At 35.4% G+C, this 22,751-nt stretch carries 22 protein-coding genes and 2 pseudogenes; 17 read left to right on the top strand and 7 right to left on the bottom strand.

The features are described from left to right. Positions 1-58: 58 nt before the first annotated feature. The 3 genes from EKM79_RS04925 to EKM79_RS04915 all read right to left on the bottom strand — a co-directional run bounded on the left by EKM79_RS04925 (position 59) and on the right by EKM79_RS04915 (position 2,742). A complete protein-coding gene (locus tag EKM79_RS04925) occupies positions 59-1,456 on the bottom strand; it encodes a sensor histidine kinase (protein ID WP_125566475.1) in 1,398 nt (465 codons plus the stop codon). Further along, positions 1,446-2,144: a response regulator transcription factor gene (locus EKM79_RS04920; protein ID WP_125566473.1), complete on the bottom strand. Its 699-nt coding sequence runs from the start codon at positions 2,142-2,144 to the stop codon at positions 1,446-1,448. Before EKM79_RS04920 ends, EKM79_RS04925 begins: the two co-directional genes overlap by 11 nt. A gap of 136 nt (positions 2,145-2,280) precedes the next feature. Next, on the bottom strand, positions 2,281-2,742 hold the full coding sequence (locus tag EKM79_RS04915; RefSeq protein WP_125566471.1) for a Fur family transcriptional regulator: 462 nt from the start codon (positions 2,740-2,742) through the stop codon (positions 2,281-2,283). 231 nt (positions 2,743-2,973) lie between these two features. Between EKM79_RS04915 and EKM79_RS04910 the strand changes: the two genes are divergently transcribed. From EKM79_RS04910 to EKM79_RS04895, 4 genes are all read left to right on the top strand, one after another. Beyond that, positions 2,974-3,672, top strand: coding sequence for a VIT1/CCC1 transporter family protein (locus tag EKM79_RS04910; protein WP_125566469.1), 699 nt, complete (start codon positions 2,974-2,976; stop codon positions 3,670-3,672). 16 nt (positions 3,673-3,688) lie between these two features. Beyond that, a complete protein-coding gene (locus tag EKM79_RS04905) occupies positions 3,689-4,390 on the top strand; it encodes a VIT1/CCC1 transporter family protein (protein WP_125566580.1) in 702 nt (233 codons plus the stop codon). 93 nt (positions 4,391-4,483) lie between these two features. After that, positions 4,484-5,317, top strand: a complete 834-nt coding sequence (locus EKM79_RS04900; RefSeq protein ID WP_125566467.1) for a methyltransferase domain-containing protein — start codon at positions 4,484-4,486, stop codon at positions 5,315-5,317. Between the two features lie 63 nt (positions 5,318-5,380). Further along, a complete protein-coding gene (locus tag EKM79_RS04895) occupies positions 5,381-6,313 on the top strand; it encodes a DMT family transporter (RefSeq protein WP_125566465.1) in 933 nt (310 codons plus the stop codon). Between the two features lie 94 nt (positions 6,314-6,407). Here the strand turns inward: EKM79_RS04895 and EKM79_RS04890 are convergent, their stop codons facing one another. Further along, positions 6,408-6,680, bottom strand: coding sequence for a metal-sensing transcriptional repressor (locus EKM79_RS04890; RefSeq protein ID WP_125566463.1), 273 nt, complete (start codon positions 6,678-6,680; stop codon positions 6,408-6,410). Positions 6,681-6,848: 168 nt separating this feature from the next. Between EKM79_RS04890 and EKM79_RS04885 the strand changes: the two genes are divergently transcribed. After that, positions 6,849-7,172: a thioredoxin family protein gene (locus tag EKM79_RS04885; protein ID WP_125566461.1), complete on the top strand. Its 324-nt coding sequence runs from the start codon at positions 6,849-6,851 to the stop codon at positions 7,170-7,172. A 106-nt stretch (positions 7,173-7,278) separates the two neighbouring features. On the opposite strand, the gene EKM79_RS04880 is transcribed toward EKM79_RS04885, so the two are convergent. After that, the gene (locus EKM79_RS04880; protein WP_211331273.1) at positions 7,279-8,304 is read right to left on the bottom strand and encodes an LCP family protein; all 1,026 of its coding nucleotides are present in this window, start codon (positions 8,302-8,304) and stop codon (positions 7,279-7,281) included. Positions 8,305-8,542: 238 nt separating this feature from the next. Between EKM79_RS04880 and arsC the strand changes: the two genes are divergently transcribed. From arsC to EKM79_RS04855, 5 genes are all read left to right on the top strand, one after another. Continuing rightward, complete coding sequence (gene arsC, locus EKM79_RS04875; RefSeq protein ID WP_125566459.1) at positions 8,543-8,965, top strand: arsenate reductase (thioredoxin); 423 nt, start codon at positions 8,543-8,545, stop codon at positions 8,963-8,965. A 117-nt stretch (positions 8,966-9,082) separates the two neighbouring features. Beyond that, positions 9,083-9,361 carry a hypothetical protein gene (locus EKM79_RS04870; RefSeq protein WP_125566456.1) on the top strand — a complete coding sequence of 93 codons (279 nt, stop codon included), beginning with the start codon at positions 9,083-9,085 and terminating at the stop codon, positions 9,359-9,361. 81 nt (positions 9,362-9,442) lie between these two features. Then, entirely contained in the window at positions 9,443-9,931 is a 489-nt protein-coding gene (locus EKM79_RS04865; RefSeq protein WP_125566454.1) for a cysteine hydrolase family protein, read from the top strand. Between the two features lie 94 nt (positions 9,932-10,025). Next, positions 10,026-11,432, top strand: a complete 1,407-nt coding sequence (locus EKM79_RS04860) for a C69 family dipeptidase (protein WP_125566452.1) — start codon at positions 10,026-10,028, stop codon at positions 11,430-11,432. Between the two features lie 73 nt (positions 11,433-11,505). Next, the gene (locus EKM79_RS04855) at positions 11,506-12,933 is read left to right on the top strand and encodes a C69 family dipeptidase (RefSeq protein ID WP_125566450.1); all 1,428 of its coding nucleotides are present in this window, start codon (positions 11,506-11,508) and stop codon (positions 12,931-12,933) included. Between the two features lie 307 nt (positions 12,934-13,240). Here the strand turns inward: EKM79_RS04855 and EKM79_RS04850 are convergent, their stop codons facing one another. Beyond that, positions 13,241-14,452, bottom strand: a complete 1,212-nt coding sequence (locus EKM79_RS04850) for a GGDEF domain-containing protein (protein WP_125566448.1) — start codon at positions 14,450-14,452, stop codon at positions 13,241-13,243. Positions 14,453-14,745: 293 nt separating this feature from the next. Here EKM79_RS04850 and EKM79_RS04845 point away from each other — a divergent pair. The 5 genes and pseudogenes from EKM79_RS04845 (at position 14,746) to EKM79_RS04825 (ending at position 19,575) form a co-directional block, all read left to right on the top strand. Beyond that, positions 14,746-15,926, top strand: a pseudogene (locus tag EKM79_RS04845) (MFS transporter). A 14-nt stretch (positions 15,927-15,940) separates the two neighbouring features. Further along, positions 15,941-17,151, top strand: a pseudogene (locus tag EKM79_RS04840) (amidohydrolase). A 136-nt stretch (positions 17,152-17,287) separates the two neighbouring features. Then, positions 17,288-17,959, top strand: a complete 672-nt coding sequence (gene sdaAB, locus EKM79_RS04835) for an L-serine ammonia-lyase, iron-sulfur-dependent subunit beta (RefSeq protein WP_125566446.1) — start codon at positions 17,288-17,290, stop codon at positions 17,957-17,959. A 9-nt stretch (positions 17,960-17,968) separates the two neighbouring features. Beyond that, positions 17,969-18,841: an L-serine ammonia-lyase, iron-sulfur-dependent, subunit alpha gene (gene sdaAA / locus EKM79_RS04830; protein WP_125566444.1), complete on the top strand. Its 873-nt coding sequence runs from the start codon at positions 17,969-17,971 to the stop codon at positions 18,839-18,841. 212 nt (positions 18,842-19,053) lie between these two features. Then, positions 19,054-19,575 carry a ClbS/DfsB family four-helix bundle protein gene (locus EKM79_RS04825; RefSeq protein WP_246005629.1) on the top strand — a complete coding sequence of 174 codons (522 nt, stop codon included), beginning with the start codon at positions 19,054-19,056 and terminating at the stop codon, positions 19,573-19,575. A gap of 9 nt (positions 19,576-19,584) precedes the next feature. Here EKM79_RS04825 and EKM79_RS04820 read toward each other — a convergent pair whose 3' ends face one another. Beyond that, positions 19,585-20,247 carry a metal-dependent transcriptional regulator gene (locus EKM79_RS04820; protein WP_125566440.1) on the bottom strand — a complete coding sequence of 221 codons (663 nt, stop codon included), beginning with the start codon at positions 20,245-20,247 and terminating at the stop codon, positions 19,585-19,587. A gap of 352 nt (positions 20,248-20,599) precedes the next feature. On the opposite strand from EKM79_RS04820, the gene EKM79_RS04815 reads away from it, so the two are divergent. Both EKM79_RS04815 and EKM79_RS04810 read left to right on the top strand, forming a co-directional pair. Further along, positions 20,600-21,040 carry a universal stress protein gene (locus tag EKM79_RS04815; protein WP_125566438.1) on the top strand — a complete coding sequence of 147 codons (441 nt, stop codon included), beginning with the start codon at positions 20,600-20,602 and terminating at the stop codon, positions 21,038-21,040. A gap of 30 nt (positions 21,041-21,070) precedes the next feature. Continuing rightward, positions 21,071-22,657 carry an Nramp family divalent metal transporter gene (locus EKM79_RS04810; RefSeq protein ID WP_125566436.1) on the top strand — a complete coding sequence of 529 codons (1,587 nt, stop codon included), beginning with the start codon at positions 21,071-21,073 and terminating at the stop codon, positions 22,655-22,657. Positions 22,658-22,751: the final 94 nt, after the last annotated feature.

Here is a 22,751-nt window from a genome sequence, read left to right as displayed (position 1 = left end):
GCATTAAATAAGATTTTCTTATTAAAACACTTATATAAAAAGCACTTGACTAAAAAAATTAGTCAAGTGCTTTAAATGTAACTGTAAATACGCTACCTTGTGGTTCATTATCATTAACTTCAATTTGAGCGTTATTTAAAGCAACCAGTTTAGAAACAATTGCTAGACCGAGACCGCTGCCTTTTACTTCAGTTGAATGCGATTCATCAACACGGTAAAATCTTTGAAAAATTTTGTCCTTTTTGTCATTAGGAATGCCAATTCCTAAATCAGCAATACTCAACTCAATTCCGTTAGTAGTTTTGTGAACACCTAAAGTTATAGGTGTATCACTAGGAGAATATTTACTGGCATTATCTAATAATGCAATGATGATCTGGTGGATCATATCTTCATTACCGTTTATTTTTAAACCGGGTTCAATGTCAGTGTTTAATTTTTGAGAAATAGTACCTTGGTAATGATTACTTAATCGCTCTACTAATTCTGATATGTTAATTTCTTGTAAATTGATTTTAGCTTTATCAGCACGTGATAAATGCAATAGATTTTCGATTAAGTTTTGCATTCTTAATGATTCTTCGTCAATAAAATCAAGTGATTCAGGTATTACTTCTGGATGTTGTTCACCGTGGCGCTTGATCAAATTAATATTTCCTCTGATGGCCGCAATTGGTGTTCGTAATTCGTGTGAGGAATCTGAAACAAATTGCTTCTCGCGTGCTAGACGCTCATTTTGAACTTTCAATAATTCGTTAAAAGAATTACCTAGTTCATTTATTTCTACCGGACTTTCGGGAACGTTTAACGTTGGCTGATTAGCGTCCAAATCTTTTGTAGTTTTTTTAGTTTCATTGGCTAATTCTAAAGTTGGAGAACTCAATCTTTGGGCCAATCTGCGTGCCCACCAAGTTCCAAATCCAAGTGTCACAAAAACTACGATACTAATTACTATTACTAATAAGATTAATCTTCTAATTAGATTATTCAGGCTAACCCAGAGTTGATAAGTAGTTGAGTTATTTTGTTGCCTGTAGTACAGAAACAATCCGTATTGAGGGATGTAGACTACGTTTTTTAAGAATAATACGTGATATTGTTTTTTTGATAAAAATTTCTTAGAAGAGGGAGAGGTCATGATAACTCGTTCTCGCTTTAATGATGCAGCAGTAACTGACTTATCTTTAGTTTTTACACGGATAAATGAATTTTGTTTAGTGTGTCTTTCATTTTCGTTATTCCACTGAATGAAGCTGGGAATACTTTTTATGTTGGATCTATTCAAACTCGTCATAAGTCCCCGAGCGTCATGAGATGTGAAGGACGCTTGTTGAAATCCAACAGTGACCAAAACAATTATACTGATGGACAGAGTAATAATTACTACTAGTCGACTGATGGCCTGACTGATCAAACTCTCATAAGTTCGAGAGTTATTTTTTTGTTTAGTGTTCATCGGCGGTATCCTCAATTGAATAACCAACTCCACGAATTGTTTGAATCAAGGGTTGGGTATTTTTACCATCAATTTTGTTTCTCAAATAGCCAACATACACATCTACGACGTTTTGCTGCCCTAAGAAATCTTCACCCCAAACATTATCGAGTAATTCATCTCTGGTAAATACTTGTCCAACATGTTGAAGGAAGAATAGAAGCAAATCATATTCACGACGAGTTAACTGAATATTTTCACTATTTCTAACAACTTGATGAGATTTGGTGTTCAGTATTAAATCAGATAGTTGATAAGTTTGATCTGGTTCATTCATTTGTTCCATTCTTCTTTGAATTACACGAACACGTGCAAGTAATTCTTCTATTTCAAATGGTTTTGTAATGTAGTCATCAGCACCATTATCTAACCCTGCCACTTTATCGCCAACATAATCGCGTGCGGTCATAATAATTACAGGTACTTGATCATGCTTGCGAATTCTTCGTAGGACTTCCATACCGTCTAATTTTGGTAACATCCAGTCTAGTAAGATAAGTAGCAAGTTATTTTGATTGTCCTCATACTTGTCCATTGCTTCTAATCCGTCATTAGCAACTACGACGTTGAAATCTTCAAACTGTAGTTCCTTTGTTAGATAACTAGATAAACTAAGTTCGTCTTCAACTATTAATATTGTGTTTTTCATTCGAACCTCCTAAAAGGTGTTTGTTGTATTCATTATAGTGGATAATTTTTTTATTAAAATATATTTTGGTTTAAATGACAAAAAAAGAAGTTTTCTCATCTCTGGGAAAACTCCTTTTTGTTGAATAATTATTAATCTATTTTTGTTTAACACCCAATTTAACTTGGCATTCAGGACATAAACCATAAACTTCCATATGATTACCAGAAATCATATATCCAGAAATATCAGCTGTTCTTTCTTCTAATGATTTTTCATCTTTACTAAATCCGGGGTACGTAACATCTACTATTTTGCCACAATTAGTACAAATTGCATGGTAATGCGGCGTTCCGAAATAATCATAATGAGTACTTCCGTCACCATTTTGTAGTTCAACAACTAATCGATGTTCTACGAAAGTATTCAAAGTATTGTAAATGGTAGATGACCCCATATTTGGAAGTTCTTTGCTTAGGCCATCCCGAATAGTCTCTACTGTGGGGTGGTTATGATGACTTGCAAGGTATGCCAAAATAATGTGACGTTGAGGAGTGACACGTAGTTTGTGATCTTTTAAAACTTTTAGAGTGTCCTCCATGACAGAACTATTAGTCATAAGCAATCTTCCTTTCTGTAAGTGTTCCTATCTTGGAATCATTACAATGTAATTATAAACCCCATGGGATAAAAATATCAATTATTTTCGACTTGGATAAGTTGTATATTCGAATATTTAAGGTTTTACTTTTAAGCAAAAAAGTATTATGATGTATTCGTTAATAAATGATAATCATTCCAAACTAGAAATGGTTACAGCTTAGAGTAATCGAAATAAGGGGCGAGGAAAATGCAAAAAGTACAAAAAACAAAGAAGAGTAGGAGCTTAGCTGAAAAGATTAACGTTATGCGTGCCAGTGTTATGGGCGCAAATGATGGAATTCTTTCAGTTGCCGGTATTGTTATTGGTGTTGCTGGTGCGAAAAGTAATAGTTATGCAATTTTCTTAGCTGGTATCGCTGGTATGCTTGCCGGAACTATATCAATGGCAATGGGTGAATGGGTATCCGTAAGTACTCAGCGTGATAGTGAACGTCGAGCCATTGAAAAAGAATCAGCGGCATTAGATGGACATTATGATGATGAATTTGATTTCATCAAGAACAAATATCAAGGTACAGGAATATCAGAAGAGTTGGCATTGAAGGCCACTCAAGAAATGATGAGTGATGACCCGTTGGATGTAGCTGTTCGTGAGAGATTTGGATTTAATCCTAAGGAACATACAAGTGCGATTGCGGCAGCGATGGCTTCGATGATTTCTTTTCCAACAGGTTCAATATTACCTTTAGTTTCGATTACATTTTTCCCAGAAAATATCAGAATTATTGCGACAGTTATTGCGGTTGTAATTGCTTTGAGTATTACTGGTTATACTGCAGCAGCGTTGGGTAATGCTGACCGTACCAAGGCAGTGTTTAGAAATGTGATCTCAGGAGTTTTAACTATGATTGTGACCTACTTTATAGGTTCACTATTCGCACATTAAGGAAGTGACAAATTTGATGAAAGCTATTAATGTTCCAAAACCTAAAAAGCAAAAAAAGACAATGGCAGAACGTTCAAATACGTTGCGTGCCGGTGTACTAGGATCTAATGATGGAATCTTAACGGTTGTTGGTGTTTTGTTCTCAGTTGCCGTTGCTACAACTAACCAATTCACTATTTTCATTGCGGGCTTATCCGATCTTCTAGCATGTGCTTTTTCAATGGCTTCTGGCGAATATGCTTCAGTTAGCTCCCAAAAGGATACAGAAAAAGCAGCTATTGAAAAAGAACGTGAATTGATCAAAACAAATTATCAGGATGAGGTTCAAGCAGTCGCTGATTTCTACATTGAACGTGGTGTAACTGCTCAGACTGCGACTGAAATTGCTGAAGAATTAATGAAGAAGGATGCTTTAGGTACAGTGGTAAAAGTTAAGTATGATCTTGACTTAGGACACTATATGAATCCTTGGGATGCAGCCTTTTCTTCATTGGTTGCAGCATCATCCGGTGGTATCTTCCCATTAGTTGCAATGACATTCTTACCCGTATCTCTGCAATGGCCAGGAACTATTTTGGCAGTTACCTTATCAGTAGCTTTGACAGGATTCTTAAGTGCTAAACTTGGGGATGGATTAGTTAAGACTGCAATTATTAGAAACGTTATTGTTGGTATTATTACGATGATTATTCACTATTCAGTAGGATTAATGCTTTAATATTTCAAAAAATGGATTTCGAGAAATCGAAATCCATTTTTATTTATTCTGTATGATAGACTGAAATAAGACTTATTAGAAATGGTAAATACAATGAATAAAGAAAAAATCAAACGTTTTGAAAATAGTGGGGAATTTTTTAGTTGCCCCATGTGTAATGAAAGATTGGAATTACAAGGTACTAGTTTAGTGTGTGTGAACAATCATAATTTTGATATTTCCAAGTATGGTTACGTTAACTTCCTATTAAATATGAAACAGCAAAAGAATTATGATAAAGATAATTTTGAGAATCGTGGTTTAATCTTGAAGGATGGATTATATGATCATATTTTGACTAAATTGATTACTATTATTGAGGACTTGAAGATAAATAATATTTTAGATGTGGGTTGTGGTGAAGGTTATTATTCACGTGAAATACACAAGTCATTGCAAAAGCAATTATTGGCATTTGATATTTCAAAAGACTCGATACAACAGGCAGCACGTCACGATATTGATAATGCTGTTAAATGGTTTGTTGGAGACTTAGCGCAATTACCCATTCAGGATAATAGTGTGGATGGAATCTTAGATATTTTTTCACCGGCCAATTACAATGAATTTCATCGTATTTTGAAAGATAATGGTTACTTGATCAAGGTTATTCCGGGCGAGAATCACGTTATTGAGTTACGCCAAAAAGCTAGCCAGTATTTGCGAAGTGATAGTTATTCTAACAAAAAGGTCTTGGATTATTTTGAAGGTCACTTTACGATGATCGATGAAATTAATGCCACACAAACGTATCAAGTATCATCTGAAGTACGTAATGCTTTCATTCAAATGACCCCATTGCTATTTAATGTTGATACCAAAAAAATCGATTGGAGCGACGTTAATAAAATTACAGTTGATTCAAAGATTTTAATTGGTAAAGCCTAACAACAGTGTAAGTTCTGCTAATTTAGGTTCATAATAGTTAGTGTTGTTAGTGAGGGATTATGAATGAAAAATAAAAAAAGAGGACTCTTCTTTGTTATTACCGGAGGTATACTTTGGGGAGCTTCTGGTACTAGTGCTGAATATTTATTCTCAGGACTACATGTTTCACCAAACTGGTTAGTTGGGATTAGATTATTTAGTGCTGGGTTACTATTATTAATTTGGTATGGAATAACTGCCGGCAAATCGGTCTTTGATATTTGGAAGAAGAAGACGTCTTGGGTAATGTTGATACTGTTTGCTTTCTTAGGAGTATTACCATCACAATGGACATATTTCTTGGCTATTAATTATGGTAATGCGCCAACGGCAACGGTTTTACAATTTTTAGGGCCATTATTTATTATTGTTTACCTAACCGTTGCAAATAGAGAATTACCACGGAGAACAGATGTTATATCGGTTATTTTGGCTTTAATAGGGACTTTTTTGTTAGTAACTAATGGTAATTTGAACGGATTAGTTCTTTCGCCATTAGCAATGTTTTGGGGTATTATGTCAGGTATTGCATCAGCAACTTATACTTTGTTACCACGAGGATTACTTAGAGAGTACGATGCCAGATCAGTCGTTGGTTGGGCAATGTTGATCAGTAGCTTTTCATTTGTTGGAGAGGTAACGAATAAGCCTCTACCAAGATTGAATTTAATGGGTGTTCTTTGTATCTTGTTTATTATTATTTTTGGTACGATGTTTGCCTATCTATTCTATATAAGCAGTTTGCGTGACTTGTCACCAAGTACTACTAGTATGTTAAGCTCGTTTGAGCCATTAACGGCAACTATACTTTCGGTAACATTGTTGAGTACACCTTTTACTTTGGTACAACTTATAGGTGGGATTTTGATTCTTTCTACTACATTCCTACAAGCATTACCGACTAAAACAATTGAACATTCTGAACAAGAAGAAGTTGATGACACTGAAAGTGAATAGAGCTCAAATACTTCCAACTTCTAAGTATAACTACAAACACCCTCGTATTTACGTAAGTAAATGCGGGGGTGTTTGTAGTTAAACGGAGAAAATTTCACTTTGTCTTAAGCATCAAGTCTAGAGAACTTTGCAAATCCTTTAGCTGTTGTTCATCAACGCAATTGACATTTTTACGGATATTTTGGGCAATAACTAGTTTCATAGCCTTATCGACACCGGATTTAACTGCAGATAGTTGAACTAGGATGTCGTCACAAGGTCTTCCATCTTCCATCATATGCAAGATACCATCTAATTGACCACGAGATCTTTTAATTTGACTAGTTATTCTCTTACTAGCATTTTGTTCTTCTTCAGTCTGAGACATATGAAGCCTCCTAAATAATTAATATCAAAGATATTATACCCGGTCGGGTAGTGTACTTCAAATGATATGGTTACGGTATTACCATGCGTAATCAAATTAATTGATATATTTTACCCTAGGGGGTATATTGTTTATTGAAGTTAAAAGTAAATATAAGGGGTATATAATATGAGCAATATCACAGAAATTTCTGATAAGACTTATAATGATGAAACAAATACAGGATTAGTAATTACAGATTTTAACGCTGACTGGTGTCCTCCATGTAAAATGATGAATCCAATCCTTGAGAAGTTGTCTTCAAAGGATGAATTAGGTGATAAGATTAAGTTTACATCAATGAATGTGGATCATAATCCTGAGACACCAAACAACTTTGGCATCCAAGGAATTCCTACATTTATTATTAAAAAAGATGGAAATGTTGTTGGCCGTATGGTTGGGTATCAACCAGAAGCTAAGTTCCGTGCAGCCTTAGAACAATACATGTAAGTTTAAAACAGGCTGTGACATAACTGTAAAATTCATTATTTATGCAGCATGAATAAAACAAATATCTCCAGTAATCCAAAATCGGATTACTGGAGATATTTTTGTTTTAGTACGTATTATTAGTGTAATAGGTAGTATCGAGACCATTAGTATTATAGTCAGTACTATCTGGATCGTTAAAGAAATTAGCGTTTAATTTATTAAGTTGTGTTTCAGTGTTATTTAATTTTTTCTTTTTAAGATCAAGATTAGCTCTCAATTTATCGGAAGCTCTTTGCAAAGTGCTATTTGATAATATTTGATAAGAACTGCCATTTATCCAAGCACTTTGTCCTTGAAGTTGTAACGATGTCATGTGTTTTCCGGCATTGTGGTATTTGACAGGGAAGTTTTCCATTTGGCTATCCGTTAAGTCAGTACTAATATCAGGTCCCAATTTAGTAATTAGGCTAGGTAGCTTAACCAAATATTTTGGTTGTTGCAGCTTTTTAACGACAGCTTTTAGTACTTGTTGCTGACGAAGTTGTCGACCGTAGTCCCCACGAGGATCTTCGTAACGCATGCGAACATAACTCAAGGCTTGTTTTCCATTTAAGTGGTGAGTACCCTTAGGAATTGTTACGCCACCAAAGCTAACTTTGATAGGTGTAGTAACAGTTACACCATCTACGAAGTTAACAGTCTTTTCTAGAGCCCCCATATTGATAGCAACACTGTAGTCAACATTGATTCCAAGCAACTCACCAACAGTGTTCTTAGCCATCTTTGCTTTACCAATATTGTATGCAGCATTTATTTTTTGAACATCCTTCTTCTTACCAGCTCCAACCATTTCGGCCATGGTATCACGAGGGATAGAGTACATGACTGATGAGTTAGTCTTGGGATTCAGAGTGACAATCATCATGGTGTCGGAATTACCACGATCAACTCTACCATCAGCACCAGTATCTGCACCTAGTAATAGTACAGAGATGGGTTTACCTTCATCGATTTTTTTAGAAACACTGTTTTGATTGTTATCAATTGAATCTAAGGCCTTTTTACTTTGATATACATATATACCAAGTACAATTCCTATTACTACTAGTATGGATATTAATCCAATAATTACACGTTTAAAAATTTTCATTGTTTTCTCCAAAAGATACTTTTGCGATGTATCTATTTTAATCATAAGTACTTAATAATGTAAAGTAATTATGTGGAAGAAATAAAATATCATTCAATGATATTCGTATAAAGACTTACCACCGCCTGAATTATTTCATCTTTATTTTTAAAATACAAATATAAAGTCGCAGAACTTTATGCTGTATTTGTTAGAACAGTTTATGTTAAATTTAGACATAATTATAAGGGGATAAATTATGAAAAAAATTTATTTTATTTGTACAGGTAATTCATGTCGCTCACAAATGGCAGAAGGATTGGCCAAGAAATATTTGCCTAATTGGGAGGTCCGTAGTGCTGGTGTTGAAGTACATGGTCTAAACCCAAGAGCTGTTGCAAGTATGAAAGAAATTAATATAGATATTTCCCAAAATACTTCTAATTTGATCGACGTTGAATACTTCAATAGTTGTGATTTTGTTGTTACTTTATGTGGTGATGCTAAAGATAAATGTCCGGTAGTTCCTAAAGGTGTAACGCATCTACATTGGGGATTTCCTGATCCAGCGCAGGCCACAGGTACTGAAGAACAAATCATGGATTCTTTTCGTAATGTCCGTAATCAAATTGAGCAAAAGATAATAAGCTTTAGTGAAAATCCTCATATTATAGTTAATTAATTTAAGAAATATTATTATTTATAACACAAATGGGGTTATTAGTTTTTCGTATCAGTGATATTATATAGGTGAGATGTGGTAACGTTTGCAAAAATTATTTTATGGGGAGATGATCTTTTGACAAACAAAAATGTAATTAGAAGTATTAAGGAATACGTGGATGCGTTGGAGGTCAAGGTGATCTTTTCCGAACCCACAAAATTTAATCCAGTTGACTATCCACAACTGGAGCAGATGGGTAAATGGACTCATGATAAGATCAAAAATACTTTGACATTAAGTGCCAAACATCTCACAGACTACAAAGAGGGAGACCTAGTTAGAGCACTATCTGATTCACGTGTGGACCCTAACAAGTATGTTATCAAGTTCTTACCTCTAAAAATGAGTGTCTAGTTTCCAAAAAAACTTCGGAGATAATCCGGAGTTTTTTTATATAATTATTGTTATTATATAGGTAAGTAAGGGGATGAGATTATGTCAAAATTGGCACAAGTATTAGTCGTCATAGATATGCAAAATGCCTTGAAATATAGTTATAATTACGAAGGACTCTTGAAATCAGTTAACAAGAGAATCGATACTTATCGATTTGCTAATTTACCAATTATTTTTGTTCAACATAATGATCAGGATGTTGTTAGAGGCAGTGACCTATGGCAATTTTCTAAGGGATTAGATATTAAAGATGATGATATGGTTGTTGAAAAAACTCATGCTAATGCTTTTTATAGAACTAATTTGAATAATTTGTTACAGGAAAATAGTTTAAGTACTATTGAATTCTGCGGAGTTCAAACTGAAATTTGTTGCGATGCAACTATTAAGATGGCTCATGGTTTGGGCTACAAAGTTATTATGAAGCATGATATGACATCGACTTATGATAATAATTATATGACCGCCGAGAATACGATTGAATTCTATGAGAATATTTGGGACGGTAGATTTTTAACATTCGTATAGTAAATAAGAAACCTCACGTTTGTGGGGTTTCTTTTTGTTTATGATTCATCTATATTGAGGATAGTAAGAAGTATTGATATGGAGGGATTGAATTATGCAAAAACATTCAGCTTGTTCATCAATTATGGTCGGTAAGAAGGCGTCGATGGATGGTAGTACATACATTGCTAGAAATGAAGATAATTATGTAGCTATCTATCCAAAGAAGTTCTATGTTGAGCCAGCAGTTTCAAATCAAGATAAAACATATAAGTCTTTTTATAATGATTTAACAGAAAAATTACCAGCAAATGGTTATCGCTACACAACTTCGCCTGATGCTAATACGACAGAGGGATTATATGAAGAAGATGGTATCAACGAAAAAGACGTTGCAATGAGTGCGACTGAAAGTGTTTATGGCAATGAAAGAGTCCTTGGGTATGATCCATTGGTTGCCGAAGGTGTCGCTGAAGATTCTATTACTACTCTGGTCTTGCCATATATTGATTCTGCTCGTGCAGGCGTTAAGCGATTGGGTGATTTGATTGCTAAGTACGGTTCAGCTGAGAGTAATGGTGTTCAATTTAGTGACCATGACGAAGTTTGGTATATGGAAATTGCCACTGGTCATCAATGGGTAGCAATTAGAATTCCTGATGATTGCTATGCTTTTGCTGCTAATCAAATAGGTATTGAAGAAATTGATTTTGATGATCCTGATAATTATATGTGGTCAGAGGGAATTCAAAATTTTGTTGAAGAATATAATTTGAATCCGGATGAAGATAAGTTCAATTTCAGACATATTTTTGGTACTGATACAAAGACCGATCACCATTACAATACTCCTCGTGTTTGGTTTGCTCAGAAATATTTGAATCCAAGTACTGAACAAAATCCTGAATCTCCAGAATTACCATTTTTGCGTAAGCCAGAGAAAAAAGTTTCGGTCGAAGACATTCAATATGTTTTGAAGTCACATTATAATGAAACACAATTTGATCCATTAGGTAGTGGCAGTGAAGATGATAAAAAACGTTATCGTTCAATCTCACTATCTAGAACTGCTAATTCACATATTTTACAAATGAAGAACGGAAAGTTGAGTGTTGAATGGAAGTGCTTTGGTATTCCTAGTTTTACTCCATTTGTACCATTCTTTACTAATGCAAATGATACTGATGAGACTTATCGAGATATTTCTGATTCAATGAACTTGAAAGATGCATATTGGATTTACGAAGCATTGTCAATGATTGTAGAATCTCATTATTCAGAGTTTATCGAAGAAGATTTGGATTACCAAAAGGAATTATCGCAATGGGCCAGAGAAAAAATTGATTCTGTCGAAAGTGAGGCTGCTTCATTATCAGATGCCGAATTAGTTAGCTATTTGACTAAAGAAAATCACGAAATTGCTACATATTATAATGATAAAGCTAAAAATCTATTAGCTAAATTAGTAACTGAAGGTGCAGAGCTATCTAAGTTAACATTTAAGATGGATCCAAATCTTTAGAGATATACTTTTAACAATTTAGTTATAACCACTTAAGAGTATAATTATATTAATAAAAAATAGGGGGATAAAAATGACAGATCGTATCGAACTATCAGCATGTACTTCAATTCTAGTTGGTAAGAAGGCTTCAATGGATGGAGCTACTTATATTTCTAGAAATGAAGATCGTATGATTGCTATTCATCCAAAGCGTTTCTTTGTACGACCAGCTGTTTCGGGTCGCAAAGAAACATACGTATCACCATATAACAAACTAACAGTTCCACTTCCTGAAAGTGGTTATCGTTATACTTCAACACCAAACGGTGATCAAAGTGAAGGTCCTAATGAAGAAGATGGATTTAATAAATTGAACGTTGGTGAGAGTGCTACTGAAAGTGTGTACGCCAATGAACGTGTCTTGGCTTTTGATCCATACGTTAAGGATGGGTTGGCTGAAGATTCTTTGACAACATTAGTTCTGCCATTTATTAAGTCTGCCCGTGATGGTGTCCGTTATTTAGGCGAGTTAGTTAAGAAATATGGTTCAGCTGAAGGTAACGGGATTCAATTTAATGATAGTAATGAAGTCTGGTATATGGAAATTGTTACTGGGCATCAGTGGGTAGCGGTACGAATTCCAGATGATTGTTACGCGGTTGCCGCAAATCAAATTGCGATTGAGGATATTGATTTTAATGATTCCCAAAATTATATGTGGGCTGATGGGATACAAGACTTTGTTAAGGAACATGGCTTGAATCCAGATGAAAATCGTTGGGATTTTAGACATATTTTTGGTACAGATACTGAAAAAGATCACCATTACAACACACCACGTGTTTGGTTTGCCCAAAGATATCTGAATCCAAGTATTGAGCAGGATCCAGAATCACCTGAATTGCCATTTATCCGTAAACCTGAGCGTAAGATTGCGATTGAAGATATTCAATATATCTTGAAGTCACATTATAATGAAACAAAATATGATCCATTGGGTAGTGGTAGCGAACATGATAAGAAGACATATCGTGCTATTTCATTATCACGTACTGCTAATTCACACATCTTACAAATGCGTGATGCCAATAAAAATGGTGCAGCAGGAGTTCAATGGATTGGATTTGGTATTCCTACATTTTGTCCACATGTTCCATTCTTTACAAATGCTAATGACACTGATGAATCATATCGTGAATTACCAGATAAGATGAATTTAGACAGTGCATATTGGATGTATGAGGCTTTAGCAATGATTGTAGAGTCACATTATGCAGAGTTCATTCAAGCTGACATTGATTATCAAAAGGACTTGTCAGAATGGGCAAGAAGAAAGATTGAGTCAGTTGATAAAAAAGCTGTAACAATGTCTGGTAGTGAATTAACAGATTATTTGACGACTCAAAATCATGAAATCGCTACTCACTATAATGAAGCTACTAAGAAACTTTTAGCAGAGTTAGTTACTCAAGGTGCTGAGTTATCTAAACTAACATTTAAGATGGATCCTAACTTATAGGAAATTTTTGGATGCCGTCTCTGGGTGCAAAAAATGCTGCCGCTGTGGGGACCGCTTGGAGTCGAGGTCTCCAAGCTCGGTTTTGAACTTCGCATAGTACACGAAGTTCAAAACTCGTCCCGTGGTGTAATGGCTGAAGCCATAACGCCACCTCCACTGCTTCCTGCATTTCTTGCACCCAGAGACTAATCTATCAGGGAAATAAATTAAAATGAAATAAAAAAAGCTAGATATTTTGTTCGGATAATATATCCGGATAAAAAGTATCTAGTCTTTTTTTATTCGATTCTGTAATCGATCTTCTTTGTTATGCTTCAAAAGCTATTTTTAAATTATCGTAAGTATACGTGTTACCTTCTATAGTAACGCGATTACGGCCGTTATTTTTGGATTGATATAAGTAACCATCAACACGTTCGAGAATCTCTTTAGTGGATGCATCTGATTTCTTTACAGAAGTAATTCCAAAGCACAATGTAACATTTAGCTTAGCTCCGTTAATGAATAACGGGATATCCTTGAGTGTTTTACGAATATCGTATATTACTTCAGCAGCTTCATCAGTAGTTTTGTCTTTAAAAATAATAATGAATTCTTCGCCACCGTATCGATATAACTGGCCATTAGGACCATCAGTATTATCCGCCATCAGCTCTCGCTCAGTTAAATGGGCGACGTGTCTAAGTACTTCGTCTCCAATTTCATGTCCATAAGTATCGTTGAACTTCTTGAAGTGATCAATATCAAACATAGCCACTGTTATTGTTTCTTCTTTTTCAGAGAATTCTTGAAACAGTTCTTTTGAAGCTGTGTTTAGTGAAGAACGGTTTTTGACACCTGTGAGGGCATCGTAATTTGCTTTGATCTCCAAATCTTTGAAATCTGCGAATGACAGTCGAAGTCTTTTTTCAGTGATTCTAATAATAACCATGAATATTTCGAAGAATATCATCGAGATAATGATTTTGTACGGATTGAAATGATAGTCGATCCAGAGAATAGACCACCAACATAGGGCGAATACAGTCTGTGCAATTGTGTATTTGTAGCTAGATATCAGCATTTCGTCCTTGTGACTATACGCATAATCAACAGTTATTAACATAACGACGTAGGCCGAGAAGAATAGGGTCATATACGGTCCACTAAATCTGGATTCGTTTAAAGCGGGATTGTACAAGAATGGAAATGCTAACGTTATTAGTTCGACTAGGCGATTGTTTAGAATTAGAATTCCGAAGAAGGCAACGGCTATTTGAGCGTTAGCGTACAACCATGCATCCGTCATGAAGTAACCATGGTTAATAGTCGTAAAAACTTGTCTCAGTAACAAAATACTTACTATTAAAAGTGCACTTTCAATAATGTGCTCACCTAAACGAATAAAGAATGGTGAAGCCTTGCTGACTTTCTTTTCTAGTGTATAGGCGACCAATGTGATTACGGTTATCAGACCAACGGTAATTAGAATTACTACTAGATCTGTTGTGGTCAAATAATTTTTAATGAAATTTGCCATACATCTACTTACTTTCTAATTTATTAATATATTTATTTTAGCATTAATTTACCCAGATGAATGTTACTAATATGCATCATGTGGTATTTCTTTTGTTAAGAGACAGTTTGTCAATATTTAAATAGTTCGGCTGGTAACTCACTCATATCAGGTGTCATAAGACAATGATTTTTTTGGAAATATAGGGATTGCACTAATTTATTGTGAAAATACTAACTATTTATATTTTTTTAAAAGCGTTTGTGATAGCATATTTTTTGAAAGCGCTTTACTAAATAAGTGTAGGTGATGTTATGGAGGAAAAAAAGAGTAAATTTTCCGCAAAGGACTTTAAGGTGATAATTGCCCTAATGGCTGGTTATTCCATGGTGTACATGGATAAAAACATGGTATCCACGGCAATTATTCCAATTGCAAAGCAATTTGATTTTTCAACTTCGCAGACTGGTCTGATCATGAGTGCATTTTTCTTAGCATATTCGTGTTTACAGATACCTGGTGGGTGGTTGGCCGATAAAATCGGTGCTAAAAAGGTTTACTCATTTCTTTAGCGATTATTTCATTTTTCTCGTACATGTTCGGATTTGTCAGCAGTTTAATGCTATTTGTGATGATCAGGTTCGGTGCGGGATTGGGACATGGTGGTTATCCATCTTCATGTTCTAAAGCGGTAGCGGAGAATTTTGATAATAAAAAACGTGTTATGGTTCAATCTGGAATTTTAACGACTTCTGGAATTGGTGGTATTTTAGCGTTCACACTAGGTGCCAACGTAATTGCCATGAATTGGCGATATGGTTATTTCATGTTAGGAACATTGTTCCTGATTGCATTCTTCTGCATTTTGTTCTTATTACCTAAGGATGCCAAGGTAATAAAGCAAGAAGCTAAAAAAATATCATTCGTTGAAGTTATTAAAAACGTTAATGTTTTGAAACTATTCGTAATTATGTTGTTACTTAACATTACATATTATGGGTCGATGTCTTGGCTTCCTAGTTATCTGACTAGAACTTATTCATTGTCTCTAGGAGCTGCTGGTGCCATTTTAGCGGTTAACTCAGTCTCACAAGTTATCGGTAGTTTCTTAACTGGAGTAATTTTGTCGAAGTGGTTTGTTGGTAAACAAAAGGCTTTTATTATTATTTGTTCAATAGTCTCGGCCGCTTCAATCTATACTTTGGTTCACGTTAACAGTGTTTCAATATCACTAGTATTAGTAGCTTTGATAGGTATGTTTACTATTTCAGCATTTACAGCTACTTTTACGTGGCCACAATATATTTTTCCAAAGGAAATCATTGGTTCATCTGTTGGTATTATCAACACTGGTGGTACTTTAGGTGGATTCTTAGCTCCAATGATTATCGGCGCATTAGTAGAAGCTGCTAGTGGCAGTTTCTCGGTTGGATTTATTTTTCTTGCAGTATCTATTTTGATAGGTGGATTTGGAACCTTATTAGTTAAGGATTAGAAGGAGAGATATCTATGACAGAATATACATTAGAAGACCAAGCTTTAAAGGATAAACTATACAAGTTGATCGATGAAAAACACGATAAGATGATTGAGATCAGACATTATTTGCATCAACATCCAGAAGTGTCTTTTGAAGAAAAGGAAACAGGAAAATACATTGCTAACTTCTATAAGGATATGGACGTTAAGGTAGAAGATGATTATGGTGACGGATATGGAGTCGTTGTTACGATCGATACTGGCAATCCTGGCAAAACAATCGCGCTACGTGCTGACTTCGATGCATTGCCAGTTCAAGAAGAAACTGGGTTGCCATATGCTTCAGTTAATCCAGGAGCAATGCATGCGTGTGGACATGATGGACATACTGCATATATGTTGATATTGGCTGAGTCATTGTATGAAATGCGTTCTGATTTGACTGGTAAGATCAAGATTGTTCATCAACCAGCTGAGGAGACTCCTCCTGGTGGTGCACAAGGAATGATTGAGGCTGGAGTCTTAGATGGTGTTGATGCAATTCTTGGTGTGCACATGTGGGCTCCAATCCCTTATGGAACAGTTGAATGTACAACTGGCCCCGTTATGGCAGGGCGCTCCAGCTTTAAGATGACAATTCATGGTAAGGGTGGTCACGGATCAGCTCCACATTTGGCTAACGATGCTAATGTTGCGGCTTCATTCTTTGTTACAGCTGCTCAAACAATTGTTTCTCGTCGTGTTAATCCATTCGACATGGCTACTTTAACAATTGGTAACTTCGATGGTCGTGGTTCATTTAATGTTATCAAGGATTCTGTCTTCCTTGAGGGTGATGTAAGGTTCATGAAGGACGAAACATGTGCCGTTGTAGAAAAGAACTTTAAGAACTTAGTCAAAGGTATGGAGATTATGTTCGATGTTAAAATCGATCTCTTCTATAACAATGATTATCCAGTTTTGAATAACGACAAAGAATTAACTGAAAAGGTTCAAAAGAGTCTAGAAAATGGTGGAATCAAAGAAATTAAGCACTTGGACTTTGAAGGTAGAGAATCTGCTTCTGAAGACTTTGCATACTTTACACAAAAATTCCAGGGACTTATATGTTTGTTGGGGAAATGCCAGACGATGGTGTCTTCTATCCACATCACAGTCCTAAATTCATTGCTAATGAAAAGGCATTGGGATTAACTGCTAAAGCTGTTGGTGCTGCTACTTTGGATTTATTAAATAATTAATTTTGAGTACAGCTCTCACTGTTATGGTGAGGGCTGTTATTCTCAGATATAATATAAATTATTTTGAGTAATTAAATGATTTGTTTACTAAAATCGTGTAGTATTCAAATTATATAATTAATAAGGGGTACAGATTATGGGAGAGTTACGTTTTAATAGTGTTTTTGACATAATTGGACCAGTAATGGTCGGTCCCAGCAGCTCACATACTGCTGGAGCTGCACGAATTGGAAAAGTTGTTCATGATATTTTCGGTGAAAAGCCTGAAAAAATCACGATTGATCTATATGAGTCATTCGCTAAAACCTACCGTGGTCATGGAACAGATGTCGCTATTGTGGCCGGATTGTTGGGGATGAAACCTGATGATCCTCGTTTAGCTGATTCTTTAAAAATTGCTTATGAAGATGGAATCAAAGTTGCCTTTGTACCTAAGAGTGACAAAGTTGATCATCCCAATACTACTAAAATTACGATGATCAAGGGTGACCATAAATTAACTGTGACCGGAATATCTATTGGTGGTGGGAATATTCAAATTTCTGAAATAAATGGATTTAAGATTTCTCTTAGTATGGGAACACCTACATATATTACGGTGCATCAAGATGTCGCTGGTATGATTACCAAGGTTACACAAGCATTCACAAAACGCAATATCAATATTGGTACAATGACTGTTACGCGTGAATCAAAGGGCGAGAAGGCCATTATGATTATTGAAGTGGATGACAAGCAAGATCAAAAAGAAATATTAAAAGAATTACGTTCGTTGAAATACATGGACAATGTTACTTTCTTTGAATAGGAGAAGATTATGTTCTATACAGTTAGTGATTTAATTAAACAGAGTCAAGATTATCCATCAGTCGCTGAATTGATGATTGCGACTGAAATGGAAAATACTAGTCGAACACGTGAACAGATTTTTGCCTTAATGGAACGTAACCTTGAAGCCATGGAAGGATCTGTTAAGCAGGGAGTTGCTGGTGTTAAGTCAGTTACTGGTTTGACTGGTGGAGATGCTAAAAAAATGGATGAGTATATCAAAAAAGGTGATTTTTTGAGTGGTCAGCCGATTTTAGAAGCAGCTAGAAATGCGGTGGCTGTTAATGAAGTTAACGCTAAGATGGGATTGATCTGTGCGACTCCAACTGCTGGTAGTGCCGGAGTTTTAGCTGGAGTTTTGATGGCAGTTCGGGATAGGTTGAATATGTCACATGAAGATCAAGTTAATTTCTTATTCACAGCTGGAGCCTTTGGTTTGGCAATTGCTAACAATTCTTCAATTGCTGGAGCCGAGGGAGGATGCCAAGCCGAAGTTGGATCCGCTAGTGCAATGGCTGCAGCTTCTCTAGTTATAGCTAAAGGTGGCACTGCAGAACAAGCAGGTTATGCCATTGCTATGACGCTACAAAACTTAATGGGGCTGATTTGTGATCCAGTGGCTGGATTAGTTGAGATTCCTTGTGTAAAGCGTAATGCGATGGGATCATCTCAAGCAATGATTTCAGCTGATATGGCATTAGCTGGTGTAACGAATGTTATTCCAGTTGACGAAGTTGTAGAAACAATGCATCGTGTTGGTCAACAGTTACCATCTATGTTTAAGGAAACAGCTGAAGGTGGACTTGCTGTGTCACCAACAGCTCTCAGATTAAAAAAAGAGATTTTTGACGAAAAAGAATAAAATATATCAAAAAGAAGCTTGAATTCACGTTTTGTCATGGATTCAAGCTTTTTTGCTTTGATTTATTAATAATTAGTCAAAATTAATGTTAATAATAAGAATAAATTTAATTATAAGGGTATTTACAACAATTGTGACAAGTAACCGTCTATAATAGATATTGGAGAGGTCCCGTGTGGAATCTTTAAAAATCAATGAAAGGTAGCGAATGTATGCAGGTATATAAGAATTCATCAGAATTAATAGACCAAATTAGAAAGAGTTATCATCAATTCATTGATCAATATGAAGGTATTACGGATAATGTCGCAGATGAGAGAATCGAGCAAGTCGAGAAGACACCGCGTGAGATGCTTTCATATCAGGTTGGTTGGATTCACATGATTTTATCATGGGAAAAGGCTGAAAAGGGCGGCCAAGACATCACTACACCAACTCCAGGCTATAAGTGGGATCAAATTAGACAACTGTATGATGATTTTAACGTCAAATATGGTTCTCAAGGCTTGGACAATGAAAAGGATGAACTTAAGAGAGTAGTTGGAGAGTTAATTGATTGGATTAATCAAATGTCTCATGATGAACTATTCAAACCCGGCGAAAGAAAATGGGCAACAACCAAAGCTATGTGGCCTGTATCAAAATGGATTAGAATTAATGCCATTTCACCTTTCACAAATTACAGTCGTCAAGTTAAGAAATGGAAGAACTTTAACTTGAGACAAAGAGCATAGATAGAGAGTTCAGTCGATTGAGACTGGGCTCTTTTTTTGTATTCTGATTGCTTCCGCAAGGGTCTTCGGTAGTAACTGCTTGTTACCAGTTCTAAAGTTAAAAATTATGATATTGTCTTCCGCGTAACTTAAGACCTTGACAGTGTCCTGAAGTTTTATATCGATAGTTTCAAGAATGCTGAATACATAGCTATCTTCTGCGAAACTTTGTACGATATATTTTTGGTCGGATGACAAATCATCAATTAGTGTTTGTTGAGTCGATTTAATCATTGGTGAATTATTGGGGATGATATTTCCATGGGGGCAAAACTTAGGATAGTTTAGTCGATCGTTCAACTTATCTATAAAAGTCTCACTTACTTTGTTAGTCAAAATATCAGACTCTTTATGTGCCGATTCTAGTGAGAATTCAAGATCTGTTACTAACCATACTTCGATTAGTCGTTGTTGTTGGATATAAGGATTAAGTACCTCAATCCCCTTGTTAGTTAATTTAGAGCCGTAGTATTTCGTATACGATAGTAATTCTGTATTTTTAGCTAAACTTCTAGTTCGTTCCGTCACGGATGCATTGCTAAGATGCGCCTTTCTAGCAATGTCACCGTTGCTGACATTGTGTAAGGATCCTCCTAGTTCGTATATTAATTTCAAAAAGTCCAAATCACTCATTATTAATCACCAGAATATTTTTTAATACTCTAATCATATTTTTGAATAGTCTTTGTGTCAACCAAAAACTTAGGCTAATCTAACTAAAATATTTAAGAAAATAAATTATTTTGTATAAAATGATTTTTTTATTTGTCACATTGCCAACAACTATGCCCGTTTAACAAGTCTTCATAATTTTTTTCAGTGAATAAAGCCTTACGAGTAATTCCTATTAAATCAAGCTGGTTATCGCTTTCAGAACTTGAATGAGAATTAAAAAATATGTACTTTTTAATTAGTTGACCCTAAAAAAAACTTTACAGATTGTTAATTTGATATAGAATTGAGTTCGTAGAAAGGAGTGATTTGAATGTCAGAAGAGAAAAAAACTTTTGATAGAGTATTAGTCGGTGTGGATGATTCCGAAGATGCACAATTAGCATTTCGTTATGCAATGAGACGTTGCATAAAAGATAATTCCACTATGATCATTACCTCGATTTTGGAAAACGATGAAATGAATGTTTATCAAGCTTTAACTAAGGACTATGTTCATGGGGAGAGAGAAGCACTTGAGAAACATATATTAGAATATCGTGATGTGGCTTTGAAGGCTGGAGTTAAAAAGGTTGAGGCCATTGTCGCTGAAGGAGATCCAGGTGAAACAATTGTTAAAAAAGTTATTCCTAGTGCGGAAGCTGACCTCTTGGTTATCGGTTCATTATCAAAACGAGGAATACGCAAATACTTTGGCTCACAAGCAGCTTATATGGCAAAGTATTCACCGATATCTATAATGATTGTTCGTTGAAAATTTAATAGGGATTAAAGGAGATTATTTATGGCAAATGAAAATGAAACTCCACGTAAGCATAAACTTATCCAATATGCGAATGGTCCTTCACTAGAAGAGATCAATGGTACGGTGGAAGTTCCAAAAGATAAAGGGTTTGTAAAGACACTATTGGCTTATTCAGGACCAGGTGCGTTAGTTGCGGTTGGTTACATGGATCCAGGTAATTGGTCAACATCAATCACCGGAGGTCAAAATTTTCAGTACTTACTAATGTCAGTTATTCTAATTTCTAGTTTAATTGCCATGTTATTACAATATATGGCTGCTAAACTAGGAATTGTAAGCAGTATGGACTTAGCACAAGCTATTAGAGCCAGAACGAGTAAGGCATTAGGAATTGTTTTGTGGATTTTAACAGAGTTCGCAATTATGGCGACTGATATCGCCGAAGTTATTGGTGCAGCGATTGCGTTGTACTTGCTATTCCACATTCCATTAGTAATTGCGGTATTCATTACCGTTTTAGATGTTTTAGTATTGCTATTATTGACGAAAATTGGTTTTAGAAAAATCGAAGCAATTGTTGTTTGCTTGATTTTAGTTATTTTATTCGTATTCGTTTATCAAGTTGCACTATCAAAGCCTGATTGGGCCGGCGTTTTCAGTGGATTAATACCAGACGCAAGAACTTTTTCAACTAGTGAAAAAGTTGCAGGTATGACACCATTGAGTGGTGCTTTAGGTATTATTGGTGCTACTGTTATGCCTCATAATTTATATTTGCATTCAGCTATTTCACAAACACGTAAAGTTGATCACAATGATGAAGAATCAGTTGCTAGAAATGTTAGATTTTCAGCTTGGGATTCAAATATTCAATTAACAGCAGCATTCTTTGTTAATGCTTTGCTATTGATCATGGGTGTTGCGGTATTTAAGACAGGTGCTGTTAAAGATCCATCATTCTTTGGTTTGTATGAAGCTCTATCAGATACTTCTACTTTGAGTAACGGTATTTTGATCGGTGTTGCTAAATCAGGAATTCTATCAACATTATTTGCGGTCGCATTATTGGCATCTGGTCAAAATTCTACTATTACTGGTACACTTACTGGTCAAGTTATCATGGAAGGTTTCGTTCATATGAAGATGCCTCTTTGGTTAAGAAGATTGGTAACACGTTTGATTTCAGTTATCCCAGTTTTGATTTGTGTTATGTTAACTAGCGGTAAGAGTGCTGTTGATGAACATACGGCTTTGAATAATTTGATGAATAATTCTCAGGTATTCTTGGCCTTCGCACTTCCATTCTCAATGCTTCCATTATTGATGATGACTGATAGTGCTACAGAAATGGGTAAGAGATTCAAGAATAGTCTTTGGGTAAAAGTACTAGGTTGGTTCTCAGTTATCGGATTAACTATTTTGAACCTAATTAGTTTACCTGATCAAATCTTAGCGTTCTATGGTGATCATCCAACTGCTGGTGATGTTACAGCTTCAAAGATCATCGCTTATGTATTGATCTTCGCTGTCCTAGCATTGTTAGTATGGACTGTTGTTGATTTGCATCATGGTAATAAGAGATTAAAAGCTCAAGTTGCTGAAGCAAAACTTGCTGCAGAAGAATAAAAGTAAATAAAACAAATGAGTCTGGGACAAAACTCTAGACTCTAAAAAAAGAACCATCAAAGAAATCTAATGGGATTTCTCTGATGGTTCTTTT

The sequence above is a fragment of the Companilactobacillus insicii genome, assembly GCF_003946015.1.
Classification (GTDB): domain Bacteria; phylum Bacillota; class Bacilli; order Lactobacillales; family Lactobacillaceae; genus Companilactobacillus; species Companilactobacillus insicii.
The sequence above is the reverse complement of the archived record's forward strand: the minus strand, read 5'-3'. Positions and strand labels throughout refer to the sequence as shown.

Bases quoted from the DNA above. Each gene is read 5' to 3' on its own strand.
- EKM79_RS04925 (WP_125566475.1), bottom strand. From the start codon at position 1,456: ATGAACACTAAACAAAAAAATAACTCTCGAACTTATGAGAGTTTGATC.
- EKM79_RS04920 (WP_125566473.1), bottom strand. From the start codon at position 2,144: ATGAAAAACACAATATTAATAGTTGAAGACGAACTTAGTTTATCTAGT.
- EKM79_RS04915 (WP_125566471.1), bottom strand. From the start codon at position 2,742: ATGACTAATAGTTCTGTCATGGAGGACACTCTAAAAGTTTTAAAAGAT.
- EKM79_RS04910 (WP_125566469.1), top strand. From the start codon at position 2,974: ATGCAAAAAGTACAAAAAACAAAGAAGAGTAGGAGCTTAGCTGAAAAG.
- EKM79_RS04905 (WP_125566580.1), top strand. From the start codon at position 3,689: ATGAAAGCTATTAATGTTCCAAAACCTAAAAAGCAAAAAAAGACAATG.
- EKM79_RS04900 (WP_125566467.1), top strand. From the start codon at position 4,484: ATGAATAAAGAAAAAATCAAACGTTTTGAAAATAGTGGGGAATTTTTT.
- EKM79_RS04895 (WP_125566465.1), top strand. From the start codon at position 5,381: ATGAAAAATAAAAAAAGAGGACTCTTCTTTGTTATTACCGGAGGTATA.
- EKM79_RS04890 (WP_125566463.1), bottom strand. From the start codon at position 6,680: ATGTCTCAGACTGAAGAAGAACAAAATGCTAGTAAGAGAATAACTAGT.
- EKM79_RS04885 (WP_125566461.1), top strand. From the start codon at position 6,849: ATGAGCAATATCACAGAAATTTCTGATAAGACTTATAATGATGAAACA.
- EKM79_RS04880 (WP_211331273.1), bottom strand. From the start codon at position 8,304: ATGAAAATTTTTAAACGTGTAATTATTGGATTAATATCCATACTAGTA.
- arsC (WP_125566459.1), top strand. From the start codon at position 8,543: ATGAAAAAAATTTATTTTATTTGTACAGGTAATTCATGTCGCTCACAA.
- EKM79_RS04865 (WP_125566454.1), top strand. From the start codon at position 9,443: ATGTCAAAATTGGCACAAGTATTAGTCGTCATAGATATGCAAAATGCC.
- EKM79_RS04860 (WP_125566452.1), top strand. From the start codon at position 10,026: ATGCAAAAACATTCAGCTTGTTCATCAATTATGGTCGGTAAGAAGGCG.
- EKM79_RS04855 (WP_125566450.1), top strand. From the start codon at position 11,506: ATGACAGATCGTATCGAACTATCAGCATGTACTTCAATTCTAGTTGGT.
- EKM79_RS04850 (WP_125566448.1), bottom strand. From the start codon at position 14,452: ATGGCAAATTTCATTAAAAATTATTTGACCACAACAGATCTAGTAGTA.
- sdaAB (WP_125566446.1), top strand. From the start codon at position 17,288: ATGGGAGAGTTACGTTTTAATAGTGTTTTTGACATAATTGGACCAGTA.
- sdaAA (WP_125566444.1), top strand. From the start codon at position 17,969: ATGTTCTATACAGTTAGTGATTTAATTAAACAGAGTCAAGATTATCCA.
- EKM79_RS04825 (WP_246005629.1), top strand. From the start codon at position 19,054: ATGCAGGTATATAAGAATTCATCAGAATTAATAGACCAAATTAGAAAG.
- EKM79_RS04820 (WP_125566440.1), bottom strand. From the start codon at position 20,247: ATGAGTGATTTGGACTTTTTGAAATTAATATACGAACTAGGAGGATCC.
- EKM79_RS04815 (WP_125566438.1), top strand. From the start codon at position 20,600: ATGTCAGAAGAGAAAAAAACTTTTGATAGAGTATTAGTCGGTGTGGAT.
- EKM79_RS04810 (WP_125566436.1), top strand. From the start codon at position 21,071: ATGGCAAATGAAAATGAAACTCCACGTAAGCATAAACTTATCCAATAT.